Annotated in this window: 14 protein-coding genes; 7 read left to right on the forward strand and 7 right to left on the reverse strand. The window is 59.8% G+C overall.

The window, feature by feature from the left end; all coding sequences use genetic code 11:
* Positions 1-37: 37 nt before the first annotated feature.
* From ACXYMO_RS04390 to ACXYMO_RS04410, 5 genes are all read right to left on the reverse strand, one after another.
* Positions 38-550 carry a CarD family transcriptional regulator gene (locus ACXYMO_RS04390; RefSeq protein ID WP_458877437.1) on the reverse strand — a complete coding sequence of 171 codons (513 nt, stop codon included), beginning with the start codon at positions 548-550 and terminating at the stop codon, positions 38-40.
* Between the two features lie 277 nt (positions 551-827).
* Positions 828-1,166 carry a ferredoxin FdxA gene (gene fdxA, locus ACXYMO_RS04395; RefSeq protein ID WP_458877438.1) on the reverse strand — a complete coding sequence of 113 codons (339 nt, stop codon included), beginning with the start codon at positions 1,164-1,166 and terminating at the stop codon, positions 828-830.
* Positions 1,167-1,341: 175 nt separating this feature from the next.
* Positions 1,342-1,707, reverse strand: a complete 366-nt coding sequence (locus ACXYMO_RS04400) for an RNA-binding S4 domain-containing protein (RefSeq protein WP_458877439.1) — start codon at positions 1,705-1,707, stop codon at positions 1,342-1,344.
* A 5-nt stretch (positions 1,708-1,712) separates the two neighbouring features.
* Positions 1,713-4,514: a helicase-related protein gene (locus tag ACXYMO_RS04405; RefSeq protein WP_458877440.1), complete on the reverse strand. Its 2,802-nt coding sequence runs from the start codon at positions 4,512-4,514 to the stop codon at positions 1,713-1,715.
* A gap of 29 nt (positions 4,515-4,543) precedes the next feature.
* Complete coding sequence (locus ACXYMO_RS04410) at positions 4,544-5,113, reverse strand: tetratricopeptide repeat protein (protein WP_458877441.1); 570 nt, start codon at positions 5,111-5,113, stop codon at positions 4,544-4,546.
* A gap of 73 nt (positions 5,114-5,186) precedes the next feature.
* Here ACXYMO_RS04410 and ACXYMO_RS04415 point away from each other — a divergent pair, with 73 nt between their 5' ends.
* The 7 genes from ACXYMO_RS04415 to ACXYMO_RS04445 all read left to right on the forward strand — a co-directional run bounded on the left by ACXYMO_RS04415 (position 5,187) and on the right by ACXYMO_RS04445 (position 12,968).
* Positions 5,187-5,477, forward strand: coding sequence for an SCP2 sterol-binding domain-containing protein (locus ACXYMO_RS04415; protein WP_458877442.1), 291 nt, complete (start codon positions 5,187-5,189; stop codon positions 5,475-5,477).
* Positions 5,477-6,445 carry an alpha/beta hydrolase gene (locus ACXYMO_RS04420; RefSeq protein ID WP_458877443.1) on the forward strand — a complete coding sequence of 323 codons (969 nt, stop codon included), beginning with the start codon at positions 5,477-5,479 and terminating at the stop codon, positions 6,443-6,445. The genes ACXYMO_RS04415 and ACXYMO_RS04420 overlap by 1 nt, the downstream gene beginning before the upstream one ends.
* 41 nt (positions 6,446-6,486) lie before the next feature.
* Positions 6,487-7,488, forward strand: coding sequence for a ligase-associated DNA damage response exonuclease (locus ACXYMO_RS04425; protein WP_458877444.1), 1,002 nt, complete (start codon positions 6,487-6,489; stop codon positions 7,486-7,488).
* A complete protein-coding gene (locus ACXYMO_RS04430; RefSeq protein WP_458877445.1) occupies positions 7,485-9,077 on the forward strand; it encodes an ATP-dependent DNA ligase in 1,593 nt (530 codons plus the stop codon). The genes ACXYMO_RS04425 and ACXYMO_RS04430 overlap by 4 nt, the downstream gene beginning before the upstream one ends.
* A 67-nt stretch (positions 9,078-9,144) precedes the next feature.
* Positions 9,145-10,965, forward strand: a complete 1,821-nt coding sequence (locus ACXYMO_RS04435) for a M3 family oligoendopeptidase (RefSeq protein WP_458877446.1) — start codon at positions 9,145-9,147, stop codon at positions 10,963-10,965.
* A 460-nt stretch (positions 10,966-11,425) separates the two neighbouring features.
* Positions 11,426-12,097 (forward strand): transglutaminase-like domain-containing protein, encoded by a 672-nt coding sequence (locus tag ACXYMO_RS04440; protein ID WP_458877447.1) that lies wholly within the window; start codon positions 11,426-11,428, stop codon positions 12,095-12,097.
* Between the two features lie 136 nt (positions 12,098-12,233).
* Complete coding sequence (locus ACXYMO_RS04445) at positions 12,234-12,968, forward strand: peptidase (protein WP_458877448.1); 735 nt, start codon at positions 12,234-12,236, stop codon at positions 12,966-12,968.
* A gap of 15 nt (positions 12,969-12,983) precedes the next feature.
* Here ACXYMO_RS04445 and ACXYMO_RS04450 read toward each other — a convergent pair whose 3' ends face one another.
* Both ACXYMO_RS04450 and ACXYMO_RS04455 read right to left on the reverse strand, forming a co-directional pair.
* The gene (locus tag ACXYMO_RS04450) at positions 12,984-13,862 is read right to left on the reverse strand and encodes a transglutaminase family protein (protein ID WP_458877449.1); all 879 of its coding nucleotides are present in this window, start codon (positions 13,860-13,862) and stop codon (positions 12,984-12,986) included.
* Between the two features lie 3 nt (positions 13,863-13,865).
* Positions 13,866-16,277 carry a circularly permuted type 2 ATP-grasp protein gene (locus tag ACXYMO_RS04455; RefSeq protein WP_458877450.1) on the reverse strand — a complete coding sequence of 804 codons (2,412 nt, stop codon included), beginning with the start codon at positions 16,275-16,277 and terminating at the stop codon, positions 13,866-13,868.
* Position 16,278 lies beyond the last annotated feature (1 nt).

A 16,278-nucleotide genomic window follows, 5' to 3' on the forward strand; every position in this document is an offset into this window, starting at 1 on the left:
AAGCGCGGTTTTCTCAGATTTTCATATCAGCTTTCGCTCAGGCGGCCGCGCGTGACGTCAGAACATCGCCTACCTGTTTCGCGGCCAAATCTTCGTCACCGCCGCCAACGGCCGCAACTTCGCGGGTCAGGCGTTCGAGTGCTGCTTCGTACAGCTGACGCTCGGAATAGCTCTGTTCGCGCTGATCGTCGGTGCGGTGCAGGTCACGCACCACTTCGGCGATTGAAATCAGATCGCCCGAGTTGATCTTTTGTTCGTATTCCTGCGCCCGGCGGGACCACATGGCGCGCTTGACCTTGGCCTTGCCCTTGAGGGTCTTCATGGCCTGGCTGATCACGTCCGGCGAACTGAGCGACCGCATCCCGATTTCCGTGGCCTTGTTGGTCGGCACGCGGAGCGTCATCTTGTCCTTTTCAAAGGAGATGACAAACAGTTCCAGCGTGATCCCGGCGACTTCCTGTTCCTCGATCGAAACGATCTGACCGACACCATGCGCCGGGTAGACAACGTATTCATTCGGACGAAAATCGAGTTTTTTCGACTTGCTCATTCAGGTCTTCCTTGTGTTCCGGTGCACGTCGACGACAGAAACGCCGCGTCGGGGCACGTAAATGTCCCGACGGGCAGTATGTCTGTCTACGCTTGACCACCCCAATCTGAGTGAAAGATGGGGTCGATACCGGTTGTTTCCATCATTTGTAACGAAAATATATCACAAAAAGGGCGATTCCCAAAGTTACCTTGGGAATAATTTCTCTCAACACGCCCGTGCGGGGATGTTCGCCACCCCGATTTGGGACTGCTCACCGCTGCGACGTGACTGGCGATCAGCCGCCTTCGCCGGGCTTTTCGGAAAAGTACTTGTCCAGCTTGCCGGTTTCGCCATCGCGTTCCTCGGCTTCGGGCAACGGGTCCTTGCGGGTGATGATAACAGGCCACATTTCGGAATACTTGCGGTTGAATTCAACCCATTTTTCCATGTCCGGCTCGGTATCTGGGCGGATGGCGTCAGCCGGGCATTCGGGTTCACAGACACCGCAATCAATGCATTCGTCCGGATGGATCACCAGCATGTTTTCACCCTCATAGAAGCAATCCACGGGGCATACCTCGACACAGTCGGTGTATTTGCAGGCAATGCAGTTGTCGTTGACGATATAAGTCATGTGCGGCTTTCCGTTTCACCCTTCCGACCGCCTAGCTAAATCAGCACCGCCGGTCATTCAAGCATTACAGAGTGGGAAAGACAGAAGTCTCGAAACTTTGACGCTGGTGCGGGTAAATTTTTCGTCAGACACCGGTTGGGGGCGATGCCGGTTCCGCACTGCCCCGTCGGCGCAGTCAGTTGTCCCCGCGCAGCGCGTCGATCGCGCGGCGATCGCGTTTGGTCGGGCGTTCGCCCACCCGCTGCGGGGCCGGTTGCGGGGCCTCATCCGGGGGCGTCATATCCTCAAACAGGGTTTGCGCCTCATTCGCCGGGCCGCGTCGCACGCCCATGGCCGCCACCTTGATCACGCGCACGCGGTGGGCCTGCGCAAAGGTCAACACATCCCCAAGGCTGATTTGAAAGGCCGATTTCTGAACGCGTTCACCGTTGACGCGCACGTGCCCGCCGCTGACCTGTTTGGCGGCCAGCGAGCGGGTCTTGAAAAAACGCGCGTGCCATAACCATTTGTCCAGACGCAGTTTTTCAGGTGCGTCAGGCATTTGCGTTACTTGCTGTCTTTCAGCCCCATGAGGGCGGCCGCAAAGGGATTATCCGGATCGATTTTCTTTTCCGGACGCGGCGGCCGTGCCGAGAAGGACTTGGCCCCCTGCTGTTGCGGGCGTTTGCCCTGCGACTTGCCACGGGGCTTGCCTTCGCCACGAGGTTTGCCAGCGCCACTGTGCTGCCCTTTCGGGCGCGCGGGACGGCCCCAGGTGAAGGTATAGAACACTTCCATTTCCGGGGCGTCGTCCACGGTCTCGGCCGGCGTTTCGCCCGCGACCTCTGCCGGGGCGGCTTGGGGGTCCTCGGCCGGGGTTTCGGCCTCGGCGGCCGGAGCGGCATCCGGAGTTGGGTCGGCCGGGGCGGCCTCGGGCTCTGCCGCGTCGCTGGCGGGCGTTTCTGCCTTGGGCACGGCAGCTTCGGTCGCCTTGACCTTGACCCGTTCACCGCGCTCGGCGTTATAGCCAAGCCCCTGCATCAGGTCGGCAAATTGATCCAACGTCATGCCGGTGATCGACAGCATGTCGGCCTTGGCCTCAAACCCTGCGCGGCTGTTTTCGGCGCGCAACATGTCAGCCAGTCGTTCAAGCATGTCGATGCGAATGGCGCGTTCGCCCGCCGGGCGATACCCGCACATGGTATGATAACCATCGGGCGCGGATGCATCGGTGGGCACGGTCACCAGCCCGGGAGGCGGAGATTCAGGGAAATCCTGCAACCCCTTGGACAGCGCCCAGAGCACAAGACGCAGGCGGGTCGGCGCCGGTTTCAGCAGAAGCGGCATGAAAATGGTGAACTGGCCGAAACGGATGCCATGCTTGCGCAGGCTGCCCCGCGCGTCCTGATCGAGGTCTTTCACCTCTTGCGCAACGTCCGCGCGCGGCAGGATGCCCAGGGATTCAATCATGCGGAACGCAAAACCACGAGCAAGCCCGGTCAGTTCTTCGTCACGCTGAAGGGTCAGCAGCGGTTCAAACAGGGCCGCAACCTTGCGATCGATGAAATGCTGCAAGCGGCGTTGCACCTTTTGTGCGACGTCGGGGCCAGCCACGTCATCGACAAACACCTCGACCTGCGGTTTCAGCGGGTCCGCACCGGCGACCAGCTTGCCGACCGCATGTTCGCCCCACATCAACCCACCCTGTTCGGTAAAGTCGATTTCGGTATCGGGGGCATTGTAAAACCGGTCGGCCCGCAAATGAAATTGCGGCGACAGCGCCTGCAGCGCGGCGGATTTGATTGCCTTTTCCTCGGCCCCGGCGGCGCCCTTGTCGGGGCTGAACCGGAAACCTTCCAAACGACCGACGAATTCGCCTTCGACGGTCACTTCACCATTTTCGTTCACTTCGGCCAAAAGGGCCTCCTTTTGTTTGAGCCGCCGCAAAAGCACAGAAGTGCGGCGATCCACAAATCTTTGGGTCAGACGCTCATGCAGAGCGTCCGATACCCTATCTTCTACCGCGCGGGTCTGCCCGCGCCAATGGCTTTCGTCACGAGTCCAGCCCTTGCGCTGTGCGACATACGTCCATGTGCGGATATATGCCAACCGTTTACTGAGCGTGTCGATGTCCCCGTCGGTCCTGTCTATCCGCTTGATCTGGCGGACAAGCCAGTCATTCGGAACGGCGCCGCGTTCGAACAGGTGTTCGAAAATGGCTGACAAAAGGTTGGCATGTTCGCCGTGGCTGATGCCGCGAAAATCAGGAATGCGGCACACATCCCATAACAGGCGAACCGATTGCCCATCACTGGCGCGGGCCGCGATTTCGGCCTGTTGGGACAGCGATTTCAGCGCCATCAGATCATCCGCTTCGCGCGCCTTGATCAGGTGTTCGTTCTCCGGGGGGTGTTCCAGAGAATGGATCAGGCTGTTGATCGTGCCGAATTGCAGCGCCGGATTGCGCCAGTTAAGCTTTCTGAGCGGGGCAAACCGATGCTCCATGATCGCCTCGGCCACGCCATCGTCCAGCGACGGGGCCTCGCCCGTGACACCGAATGTCCCGTGGGACATCCCCCGCCCTGCGCGCCCGGCGATCTGGGCCAGTTCGTTGGGGGCGAGCGGCCGCATGCGCCGCCCGTCGAACTTGGTCAGCGAGGAAAACGCAACGTGATCAATGTCGAGATTGAGCCCCATGCCGATGGCGTCGGTGGCCACCAGGTAATCCACCTCGCCATTCTGATAAAGATCGACCTGAGCATTGCGCGTGCGGGGCGACAAGGCCCCCATGACCACCGCTGCACCGCCTTTCTGACGGCGGAGCAACTCGGCGATGGCATAGACATTTTCAACAGAAAACCCGACTATCGCACTCCGTCCCGGCATACGACTTATCTTTTTGGAACCTGAGTACACCAATTGGGACATCCGCTCGCGACGGTGGAACCGGGCCTCGGGCACAAGGGCCTGGATGGGGCCTCGCATCGTGTCGGAGCCCAGAAAAAGCGTCTCGTGCAGCCCGCGCGACCGCAGCAGGCGGTCAGTGAAGACATGCCCGCGTTCCGGGTCGGCGCAAAGCTGGATTTCATCGATGGCAAGGAAATCGCACCCCATGCCTTCGGGCATCGCTTCTACCGTGCAGACCCAGTATTGGGTGCGGGGCGGAACGATACGTTCCTCACCGGTGACCAGCGCCACGACCGACGGGCCGCGCACGGCGACGATACGGTCATACACCTCGCGCGCCAAAAGGCGCAGCGGCAGACCGATCACGCCGGTCCGATGGCCCAGCATGCGCTCGATTGCGTAATGCGTTTTACCTGTATTGGTCGGGCCCAGAACGGCCACGACCTGCGATGACCCGGTCACTGTTGGTCCCCTGCCCTGATCGAATGGCGTTACAGAGATGTGCCTTCGATGCGCGGCTTCAACCGCTCGAGTGCCTTGGATACGTCCTCGTGGTGTGGATGTATAGACTTTACCCGCTGATAAATCTCATAAGCACGGGCATCCTGTCCGTACATTTCCAGAATCGCCCCGACACCGAACATGGCGTTGTAATTGTTGGGGTTCAGGGCCAGCGCCTGTTCCAGATCGGCCATTGCCGGGCCGAACATTGACCGGGAAAAATAGGCGGACGCACGTGCGCTCCAGCCCTCGGCGAAATCAGGCGCATGATCAGTAAGCGCTGTAAAATGTTCGATCGCGGCGCGGCCGTCTTCCAGTTCAAGGGCGTCGCGCCCCCGTTTCAGCAGCAAATCAACCGAGGCTGATCCGCTTTTGCTCCACAGCGCCTGCAGTTGCCGTTCGATTTTCCGGGACCCGGCCGCGTCGGATTTGGCCAAAGCGTCCAGCAGCGCCGACTCATCCTGAAGATCGGCGGTTTGTGCGGTCAAAGGTAAGGAATTCATGACTATGAGGCAAAGTGCCGTCACGATACCTTTGAGATTGGGAAGAACAATGCTCATAACAGTAAAGAGTGTAACGTGACGCGTGGCAAAAGCCAGACCAAGACGTGTCAAAAAATCATGAGGGTTCTCTATGAGCGATATTCTTGAACAGGCTACGGCCGAACTGAACAACAAGATGAACGGCGTCGATTTCGACGGCACGGCAAAGTTTGCGATTGCCGACGTCGGCTCGATCATGCTGGACGGCAACGGCGCCCGCGTGGGTGACGAAGACGCGGACGTGACGCTGAACGCCGATGCCGACACGTTCCAGTCCATTTTCGAAGGCGACCTGAACCCGACCAGCGCGTTCATGAGTGGCAAGCTGTCGATTGACGGCGACATGGGCAAGGCCATGCAGCTGGCGGCGGTGCTGGCCTGATGGATCTGACGCCGGCTCCGTTTCACGAAGACATTGCCGGCGGGCCTGCGGGTGGTGCTGCCTATTGGCGCACCACCTCGGACGGCCTGCGTATCCGGGTCGGCTTTTGGCCGGCCAAGGACGCCAAGGGAACGGTTCTGCTGTTCCCCGGCCGCACGGAATATATTGAAAAATATGGCACAACCGCCGGTGAATTCACGGCGCGCGGATATGCGACGGTTGTCATTGACTGGCGCGGCCAAGGTTTGGCCGACCGCCTGATCGAAGACCGCCGCATCGGCCATGTGATCAAATTCACCGACTATCAAAAAGACGTCACCGCCGCGCTGGAGGTTGTGCGCGCCCTGAACGTGCCTGAGCCGTTGCACCTTGTGGGGCACTCCATGGGCGGCGGTATCGGCCTGCGCGCCGCGCTGGAAGGGTTGCCGGTTCAGACCTGTGCATTCACCGGCCCGATGTGGGGGATCTACATGGCGCCATTGATGCGCCCGTTTGGTTATATCCTGCCCCGCGTTGCCGACATCGTGGGTATGGGAACACGCCTGCCCCCCAGTACCCGCTTTGAAAGTTACGTTCTGGCCAATCCGTTCGAAGGCAACATGCTGACGACGGACCCTGAGATGTTCGATCTCATGAAAACCCAGCTTGAGGCACAACCCGAGTTGAGCCTGGGCGGTCCCAGCCTGATCTGGCTGCGCGAGGCGCTGGCGGAATGCAAATATCTGGCGCGCCAGCCCGCTCCGAACCTGCCCTGCGCCACCTTTCTGGGCGAAAACGAGAAGATCATCGACTGTGCCTCAGTCCGGGACCGCATGGCCAGTTGGTCCGGCGGCTTGCTGAACGTGGTGCCCGGGGCCGAGCATGAAATCCTGATGGAGGCACGGCCAATCCGCAATCGCGTTTTCGATCAGCTGGAAAGACTGTTTTCGGGTCAGATGACCGTGGGAAGCCCTGCAAAATCTGCCTGATACCATCTGGTTTCGGCGCGCGACCAGACTAGGTTTGGTCCATGTCCCATGCTGCGGTTCTAACCTTTACCCCCAACGGCATCTATTGCCCTGCCGGCGATTTCCACATCGATCCGTGGCGCCCGGTCGACCGGGCGCTGATCACCCATGGGCACGCCGACCATGCCCGGCCGGGGCATCACCGCTATCTGTGCACGACGCCCGCCGCACCAGTGGTCCGCCAGAGACTGGGCGACATCACGCTGGAAACCGTTGAGTATGGCGAATCCCGCAAAATTGGCGGCGCGACGGTGTCGTTTCTCCCTGCCGGACATGTTCCCGGATCGGCCCAAATCCGGGTTGAGGTAGGTGGTCAGGTCTGGGTCGCCTCGGGCGATTACAAGCTCGAAAGCGACGGGGTAAGCGAACCGTTTGAAACGGTGCCCTGCCACAGTTTCATCACCGAAAGCACCTTTGGCCTGCCGGTGTTCCGCTGGCAGTCCCAGCAGGAGGTTGCGCGGGAGATCAACGATTGGTGGGCGCAGTGCCAATCAGATGGGCGCACTGCGATTCTGGGCGCCTATGCCCTGGGCAAGGCACAGCGCTTGTTGCACATGCTTGATGCGTCGCGGGGGCCCATCCTGACCCATGGTGCGGTCGAAAACGTCACACAAACCCTGCGCGCGCAGGGGCTGACCCTGCCGGACACGGTGCAGGTGACACCGGATCTGGACCTCAAGGCCCATTCCGGTGCGCTGGTGATGGCCCCACCCAGTGCGCTGGGAAGCAGTTGGGCGCGCCGGTTCGGCCCGGTTTCAACCGGCTTTGCAAGTGGGTGGATGCAGATGCGCGGTGTGCGGCGCCGCCGGTCGGTGGATCGCGGGTTCGTCATGTCAGACCATGCGGATTGGACCGGCCTGAACCATGCGATCAAAGAGACCGGCGCGGAAAATATCTATGTGACCCATGGGTACACCGAGGTTTTCAGCCGATGGCTGAATGACAACGGATGGAATGCGAGGATCGTCCCCACCGAATTCGGCGTGGATGAGGATGACCAATGAAACGGTTTTCCGAACTCTTTCGCCAGATAGATCAGACAACGCGCACCACCGCCAAGGTTGCCGCGCTGGCCGCGTATTTCAGCGAGGCACCGGAACAGGACAGGCTGTGGACGATCGCCCTGTTTTCCGGGCGCCGCCCCAAGCGGGCCGTCACCACCACCCGGTTGCGGGAATGGGCGGCGGACCATGCCGGGCTGCCCCTGTGGCTGGTCGAGGAAAGCTATCCGGTTGTGGGGGACCTGGCCGAGACCATCGCCCTGATTCTGCCCCCTGCCAAGGCCACATCGGACGAAGCGTTGACCTATTGGATCGCCTTTCTGAAATCCCTGTCCGCTTTGGATGATGAAGATCGCAAAGCCGCCATTCTGGACGCGTGGGACCGGTTGAAGACCACTGAACGGTTGGTGTTCAACAAGCTGATCACTGGCGGCTTTCGCATTGGCATCAGCCAGAAACTGATGACCCGCGCCCTAGCCAAGGCGACCGGAAAGGCGGAAAGCGAACTGGCCCATCGGTTGATGGGCAACTGGACCCCCGACACGACGACCTGGCACGATCTGATCGAGGCTGAAGACGCCAGTGCCGATGCCTCCCGCCCCTATCCGTTCTACCTCGCCTATGCGCTGGAAGACGAACCGCAGGCCCTGGGACAGCCCGAGAATTGGCGCGCGGAATGGAAGTGGGATGGCATCCGCGGCCAATTGGTCGTGCGCGACGGCGCGGCCTATGTCTGGTCGCGGGGTGAAGAATTGATCACCGACCAGTTCCCCGAGTTCGGGCGCTGCCCGGATTTCATTCCTGATGGCACCGTTCTGGACGGGGAAATTCTGGTCTGGGACGGAACCGCGCCGAAGACCTTCAATGCCCTGCAAAAACGGCTGGGGCGCAAAACCGTGTCAAAGGCGCTGTTGCGCGATGCTCCGGCCATTCTTTATGCCTATGACCTGCTGGAATATCAGGGCGAAGATATGCGCGCCCTGCCCTTTGCCCGGCGCCGCGCCCGGGTGGAACAGCTGGTCAGCGCGCTGCCCAGTGATGCGCCGGTGCGCCTGTCGCCGCAGGTGTCTTTTGATGACTGGGCCGATCTGGCCCGCCATCGCGCGGACGCCCGCGAGGCACGTGCCGAGGGGCTGATGCTGAAACGGGTAGACAGCCCCTATCTGTCGGGGCGCAAAAAGGGCGACTGGTGGAAATGGAAGCTGGACCCGCTCAGCATCGATGCGGTGATGATCTATGCCCAGTCCGGGCACGGGCGGCGGTCGAACCTGTTCACCGATTTCACCTTTGCCGTCTGGAACGGCAACGATCTGGTCCCGTTTACCAAGGCCTATTCGGGGCTGTCCGATGCCGAATTCTACCAGATCACCACCTGGGTGAGCAAGAACACGCAACAACGCTTTGGCCCGGTTCGCCAGGTCACGCCCCATCATGTGTTCGAAATCGCGTTCGAGGGCATCCACGAAAGCCCGCGCCACAAGTCCGGCGTTGCCCTGCGGTTTCCCCGCATGGCGCGCTGGCGCAAGGATAAACCGGTGCAAGAAGCCAACACGCTGGACGATCTGAAAGACATCCTGAAGGCCTATGGCTAGGCCATCGCTTGTGAAGGGCGGGTGTTCGCCCTAAGTGTCATGGCAACGCTATAGATGAGGTGACTTGATGTTCCAGCTTCCCTTTCCCGTTCGCGATGCCAACGCCGACACCGGCGGCAAGAATCTGGGCGATCTGCCCGAGTGGGATTTGAGCGATCTTTACACCAGCACGGACGCGTCCGAGCTGAAACGCGATCTGGACTGGCTGGAACAGGCCTGTGCCTCGTTCGCAACCGATTACGAGGGCAAACTGGCCGATCTGGATGCCGACGGCCTGCTGGACTGCGTGTTGCGCAATGAAAAGATCACCGGGATCGCCGGGCGGATCATGTCCTTTGCGGGCTTGCGGTATTACCAGCTGACCACCGATGCGGACCGGGCGAAATTCATGTCCGACTGTCAGGAAAAGATCACCAATTACACCACACCGCTGGTGTTTTTCACGCTCGAGTTGAACCGGCTGGACGATGGCGTTCTGGAGGATCATTTCGCAAAGAACGCCGATCTGGCGCGCTATAAACCGGTGTTTGACCGTATCCGCGCGATGAAGCCCTATCAGCTGAGCGACGAGCTTGAGAAATTCCTGCATGATCTGGGTGTTGTTGGCGATGCCTGGGAACGTCTGTTTGATGAAACCATCGCGGGGCTTGAATTCGTGGTCGATGGCGAGCCGCTGAACATCGAAGGCACGCTGAACCTGTTGACCGACCCGAACCGCGAAAAACGCGAACTGGCGGCCCGAGAACTGGCCGACGTGTTTGGTGAAAACGTCAAGACCTTTGCCCGCGTGCACAACACGCAAGCCAAGGAAAAAGAGGTGATCGACCGCTGGCGCGGCATGCCCACCCCGCAAACCGGCCGCCATCTGAGCAATGATGTCGAACCCGAGGTGGTCGAGGCCCTGCGCAGCGCGGTTGTCGCCGCCTACCCCAAGCTGAGCCACCGGTATTACGAGCTGAAGCGCAAATGGCTGGGGCTGGACAAGATGCAGGTCTGGGACCGCAACGCGCCCCTGCCGATGGAAGACCCGCGCATCGTCGACTGGGATCAGGCCGAGAAAACAGTGATGGACGCCTATAACGCCTTTGATCCGCGCATGGGCGACATCGCCGAGCCGTTTTTCAACAAGGGCTGGATCGATGCCGGCGTGAAACCGGGCAAGGCGCCGGGCGCCTTTGCCCACCCCACGGTGACCGATGTACACCCTTACGTGATGCTGAACTATCTGGGCAAACCGCGCGATGTGATGACGCTGGCCCACGAACTGGGCCACGGCGTGCACCAGGTTCTGGCCGCAGGTCAGGGTGAAATGCTGTCCTCAACCCCGCTGACACTGGCCGAGACTGCCTCCGTGTTCGGGGAAATGCTGACCTTCCGCAAGATGCTGGACGGCGCCGAAACCGACGCCCAGCGCAAGGTTCTGCTGGCCGGCAAGGTCGAGGACATGATCAACACGGTCGTGCGCCAGATCGCGTTTTACGATTTCGAATGCAAACTGCACGAGGCGCGCCGGGGCGGTGAACTGACCCCGGATGACATCAACGCGCTGTGGATGTCGGTCCAGGGTGAATCCCTTGGCCCGGCGTTTGAATTCATGGACGGGTATGAAACCTTCTGGGCCTATATCCCGCATTTCGTGCATTCGCCGTTCTACGTCTATGCCTATGCGTTCGGAGATGGCCTCGTGAACGCGCTCTATTGCGTTTACGCCTCGGGTGTTGACGGGTTCGAGGACAAGTATTTCGACATGCTCAAGGCCGGTGGATCGCTGCACCACAAGGAATTGCTCGCCCCCTTCGGTCTGGATGCGTCCGACCCCAAGTTCTGGGACAAGGGTCTGAGCATGATTTCGGAGATGATTGATGAGTTGGAAGCGATGGAGGGGTGAATTCGTTGCTGATGAGATAAGCTTTGTCCGCTCTGCGGACGAACCTGCCGTTCGCGGCAGCCGCGAGAAATCAAGTCAGTTCAAACCCCGATTAAACCCAACGGCAGGAACCGGTCATTCGCGGCAACTGAGTCCCGATAGAGCACAACATCGGAAAGCCGACATTCCGTAGTCCCAGTCCCGGAATTCAGCATGAAACGAAGGATTCTGACGGCCTCATCGCGCGAAAGATATCCAAGGCCGGATTCTGGCACAAATCCCGTAGCGGTCGGTGAATGGTGTCGACATTGGGGAGATAGACTGCGATAGATCGCCCCTTTCTGCCATTTCCCTTACCTGGAGTTTTCCCGTGTTGCTCAAGTTGACAACTTGCCTAGTTTACTCTGCAACGCAAGCTTGCGACGCTCTGCTTCAGATCGAACCGACCACCGATGGCGGACAGCGTTGTGAGAAGTCGCGCTTGTTGCTCCTTTCGGGTTCGAACGTCCGACAGCTTGAGGGCGAGGATGCCATAGGTGTGCGCAGGTGGGTTTCCATCGGTGAGCAACTGGACTGCTATTACGAGTCGCAAGTGGAGGTCGTCAGACCCTCGATTGATCTGTCCCAGCTTCAGGAAACGCCCCGAGATCAGCTTCCCGGCTCTGTCATTCAGTACCTGATGCCGTCGCGCTATTGCCAGTCTGACCTGTTTCAGGAGTTCACGGCCGCTCAGTTCGGGGGCCTGACAGGTGGCGCGTGTGTGCTGTCGATGAATGATTGGGTCGCGTCCAACTTCTGTTACGACATATTTACAAGCAATCCGGGCACCACCGCGACCGACAGTTTTGCCGCCCTGCGCGGGGTTTGCCGTGATTACGCGCATGTTCTGATTGCTTTGGTGCGCGCCGTGGGCATTCCTGCGCGATTTGTCAGCGTATACGCACCGGACGTCGAACCGCAGGATTTCCACGCGGTGGTCGAGGTATTTCTTGAGGGTGATTGGCATCTTGTCGATCCGACGGGAATGGCACAGCCGACAGACATTGTCCGGATTTGTGTTGGCCGTGATGCGGCGGATGCGTCTTTTCTGACGTCCTACGGTGTGTTGAGCCTGCAAGAGCAAAGCGTTCAGGTGCAGCGTATGCCAACTTAACGGGCGCCTCTTTGTCCGCTGTGTCAAATGGTACCACGCAGCGCCGAAATAGACCGGGCCAATATTGTGTCGTGAACTTTTCCCGACTAGAGCTTGCTGCGCAGCGCTCTGCTGCCCTCTCTGTCGTGGATTCGAAATGACTTATTGCGTTGGCCTTTACCTGAACAGTGGCCTTGTTTTCATGTCCGACACGCGTACCAATGCTGGGGTCGACAACTTCTCGACGACGAAAAAGATGTTTTCCTGGGAGGTGGAGGGGGATCGCGCGATCACCATCATGACGGCAGGCAACCTTGCCACCACCCAAGCCCTGATCAGCATCCTTGAAGAACGCTCCAAAGTCCTGACCGAGCGCAAGCCCACCATCCTAGAATTGCCCACGATGTTCGAGGTCGCGCGCTTTGTGGGCGCAACACTCAAGCAGGTGATTCAGGGCGGCGGTGAAGATGGTCAGTCCGCAACATCCGCCTTCAAAGCGTCCGTGATCGTAGGCGGCCAGATCAAAGGCGGAATGCCCACGCTGTTTTTGGTCTACCCTGAAGGAAACTTTATCGAAGTGACCGAGGATGCCCCGTTTTTCCAGATTGGCGAAACGAAATACGGCAAGCCCATCCTTGTGCGCGCATACGATCCGGACATGAGTTTCGAGGATGCGATCAAACTATTGATGGTGTCCTTTGATTCGACCATCAAAGCTAACCTCTCCGTCGGGCTGCCGCTGGATATCCAGCTTTATGACGTGGACAGCTTTACACTGGATACACAGCCGCGTGTGACGGTCGAAGACTCTTATTTCCAATCAATCAGCACAGGCTGGGGCGACGCATTGCGCAACGCTTTGATGCATTTGCCCAGTTACGAACGCAAGTAACGCTGCGGCCTTAATCTAGCCGGCAATGGCGACATCCACCGCTTGCGTGTTCTTTTGTCCTCCAGAGGACCTGAGGTGTCCGCGCACCGGCGAGACATCGGAATAGTCGCGCCCATAGCCCGCAACGATGTGGTCCGTTCCGACCAGCGTGGCATTGGTTGGATCATATTCGATCCACCCCTGTTCCGGTCCGCACCAGGCCCGTGCCCATGCGTGCATCGCATCGGCTCCCTCAAGGTTGACGCCTCCGGGCGGAGGAAGTGTGCGCAGATACCCGCTGACATAACCAACCGGAATGCCAAGCGATTGCAGGGCAATGATCATGATATGGGTGAAATCCTGACAGACCCCGCGGCGCAGGCGAAAGGCATCCGGCGCGTCCGTATCCACGGTTGTGGCCGTTGCATCAAAGGTCATCGCGTCATGCAGCGACTTGCCGATGCGGATCACATTTTCGACGGCACTTGCGTTTGGTTCGTAAAGGTCGTGCGCAAAATCACGGATCGCTGTGTCAGGTGGCAGGCGCGGGCTTGGCCCAAGAAAATGCAGGGGCGATTCAGACCCCAGATCGGTCAGGGCGTTACAGGTCGACCGCAGCTGCGCAACATCTGGTGACACGTCTTGCCAAGGCAGGGGCGGGTGCATTTCGACATGGCACGACAGTTTGATCGACATCTCCGAATGTTGATCGCGATGCGCACAGGAGTGCGTTGTATTGCCGAAAAAATCGACAGCCTCGGCGCGGGACTCAGGCTCTGGGAAAATCTCGAGCAGATGCGTCGTCAGGCTTTGCCGACCCGGCAACGTTCGGGGCAAAACGCGGATCAAATGGCGGCTGTTGGCTGCCGGGCGCTCGTAAAAATGGGCGATTGTGAGGCGGATGGAATAGATCATCGGTCAGGCCAAGTGATACGCATTGAGCGTGTCAGATATGGCCCAAATGTCCGATTTGACCTGCGACAGGACCTCGGGCGATATGACCGCAGGCTCGCTGGTCGCCAACTGCGTTTCGAGTAGCAAGACCTGGCGCGCCACATGGCTCATGTAGTGGTCTTCGTGTTGGGTGGGCAGGTTGGCAATGTGATCCTTGCTGCGCGTGATGTGATAGCGGACAGCGCGCGGATTACTCGGGTCAAGCGCCAGCAGGTCTATGACCGACTCGGCACTGGCGGCAATCTGGAACCGGGTTCGATGCGACACGATGCTGTCCCCTACTTCCAGCGCAAGGTCCAGCGCGCCGCTTGACGGCTCTGCCGAAAGGCAGGCGGCCAACAACTCGCACATATTCGCCGCGCGCTCTAGCGAGATGCCGAGGCTCAGGAACCGCCAGCCGTCCGAGCGGTACATGTTTTCGTGCACAAGCCCTGCAAACCCGGCGACCTGACGCAACAGCCTGCTGATCTGGACTGTCGTATCCTCCAGCGGGACGTGCTGGGCATCAAGCGCCTTTGCGTCCGTCACCAGACCGCGCAGGGCCATCATGCCATCGGGCGAAAAGCGGTCACTGATCCGCGACGCCGATTGCAAGGCCAGTCCCAAAGGCTCGCCAAACCGCGCGGCCATGGCAGACGCGTTCGGCGCCGTGCCGCCCATCAGATGCTTGCGGATGAAGGCGGGCATTGTTTCACTGTGATCGGCCCCGTCGGAAATCCGTGCGAAATAGGCCCGGAATATGCGCATGTTCTGTTCAGAACGTTCGACATAGCGGCCAACCCAAAACAGGTTGTCCGCCGCCCGGCTGGGCAAAAGCGCATGGGTCAGACTTCTGGTCACGGCGGTTTTCGACACCGACAACAGAGTTGGTGTCTTGACCTGTCTTTGGCTTTTCACCCAGACATCCGCCACCTTGCCACCGCGCTGCATGGCGAGAGCCTTGGCATCGTCGCCCGCGCTGATGCGCGCATACCCTCCGGGCATCACGGCCCACCCCTCTTCGGTGCGCCCCATCGAGATGCGGATACACATGGGCCGCGCAACCAGCCGGTTGTCTTCCCAAACCGGTGTGGTCGACAATGTCACGGCCTCTTGCCCGACAAGTCTGTGCCCGTTGCTTTTGAGCAGATCCGCCAGTTGCTGCGCATGTGGCCCGTCGCCCAGATCACCAAATGCCGTCGTGTGAGGGTCGGCCATCAGCGGTACGGTCGAAAACGCATCTCCCACCACCATCCGCGCGCTGTTGGCGATCACATGGTCACGCTGACTGTCCTGCCCACACCACCATGTCGCGATGTTGGGCAGGGCCAGCCCCCGTCCCAGATGCGTGCGTGCAATTTTCGGGAAAAACGCCATGAGCGCGCGCGTTTCCAGCACGCCGGCACCGACCATGTTCACCGTTCTGAGCGCGCCGGTGCGGATCGCCTCGACCAGACCCGCCGCGCCCAACATCGACGATGAATCCAACTCCAAAGGGTCAAACATCGCGCTTGGCAAGCGGTTCCACAACAGGCTGACGGGTTTCAACCCCGCCACTGTGCGCACCATGGCCTTGCCGTCCTGCACAATCAGGTCTTCGCCTTCGACCAGCAGAAGGCCCAGATAGCGCGCCATATAGGAATGTTCGGCATAGTTTTGGTTCATCGGACCTGGCGACAGCAACGCGACCTCGCCCGAGGTTCGCCCCTTGATGTCCATCAGTCTTTGCTGAAATTCCTGAAAGTACCCGGCCAGCCTTTGGATATTCGCGCCTTTAAAGAAGTTCGGAAACACTCGAGTCATTGCAATACGGTTCTCGATTGCAAACCCCGCCGTCGAGGGCGCCTCGATAAGATCGCTGATCACCCACCATTTCCCATCCGGCCCACGCCCGATCTCGAAAGACAGCGTGTTCAGAAGATGCTCGCCATCTTTGCCGACCCCGACCATCGGGCGCAGCCATGCCGGGTTTTGGCTCAACAGCTTTGCGGGCAACTGGCCAGATTCGACAAGGGTGTTATCGCCGTAGAAATCCCGCAATATGTATTCCAGTAGGTCCGCCCGCTCGATCAACCCGTCGGAAATGACCTGCCATTCGTCTTCGCCGATGATCACCGGGATGTGGCTGAGCGGCCATTCCCGTTCGGTAGACAAGGTTTCATCATATTGGCGGAACAGTACCCCGGCATCGCGCAAATACTGATCACCGCGCGAAAAGCGCAGTGCCAGTTCTTCGGGAGACAGTCGGCTGAGGTGCTCAAAGAAAGGCACCCAGACTGGTTTGACCGTCCCGTCCGGGAGCAGCATTTCGTCGTTATGCGTCGCACCCTGAACGTTGTAAGCCGCAAGCAACGGGTGCCTGGTCTGGCTGGCAGTTGAAGGCTGCGGTGTTTGCATC

This window comes from Arenibacterium sp. CAU 1754 (assembly GCF_054482635.1).

Bases quoted from the DNA above. Each gene is read 5' to 3' on its own strand.
- ACXYMO_RS04390 (WP_458877437.1), bottom strand. From the start codon at position 550: ATGAGCAAGTCGAAAAAACTCGATTTTCGTCCGAATGAATACGTTGTC.
- fdxA (WP_458877438.1), bottom strand. From the start codon at position 1,166: ATGACTTATATCGTCAACGACAACTGCATTGCCTGCAAATACACCGAC.
- ACXYMO_RS04400 (WP_458877439.1), bottom strand. From the start codon at position 1,707: ATGCCTGACGCACCTGAAAAACTGCGTCTGGACAAATGGTTATGGCAC.
- ACXYMO_RS04410 (WP_458877441.1), bottom strand. From the start codon at position 5,113: ATGAGCATTGTTCTTCCCAATCTCAAAGGTATCGTGACGGCACTTTGC.
- ACXYMO_RS04415 (WP_458877442.1), top strand. From the start codon at position 5,187: ATGAGCGATATTCTTGAACAGGCTACGGCCGAACTGAACAACAAGATG.
- ACXYMO_RS04420 (WP_458877443.1), top strand. From the start codon at position 5,477: ATGGATCTGACGCCGGCTCCGTTTCACGAAGACATTGCCGGCGGGCCT.
- ACXYMO_RS04425 (WP_458877444.1), top strand. From the start codon at position 6,487: ATGTCCCATGCTGCGGTTCTAACCTTTACCCCCAACGGCATCTATTGC.
- ACXYMO_RS04430 (WP_458877445.1), top strand. From the start codon at position 7,485: ATGAAACGGTTTTCCGAACTCTTTCGCCAGATAGATCAGACAACGCGC.
- ACXYMO_RS04435 (WP_458877446.1), top strand. From the start codon at position 9,145: ATGTTCCAGCTTCCCTTTCCCGTTCGCGATGCCAACGCCGACACCGGC.
- ACXYMO_RS04445 (WP_458877448.1), top strand. From the start codon at position 12,234: ATGACTTATTGCGTTGGCCTTTACCTGAACAGTGGCCTTGTTTTCATG.
- ACXYMO_RS04450 (WP_458877449.1), bottom strand. From the start codon at position 13,862: ATGATCTATTCCATCCGCCTCACAATCGCCCATTTTTACGAGCGCCCG.
- ACXYMO_RS04455 (WP_458877450.1), bottom strand. From the start codon at position 16,277: ATGCAAACACCGCAGCCTTCAACTGCCAGCCAGACCAGGCACCCGTTG.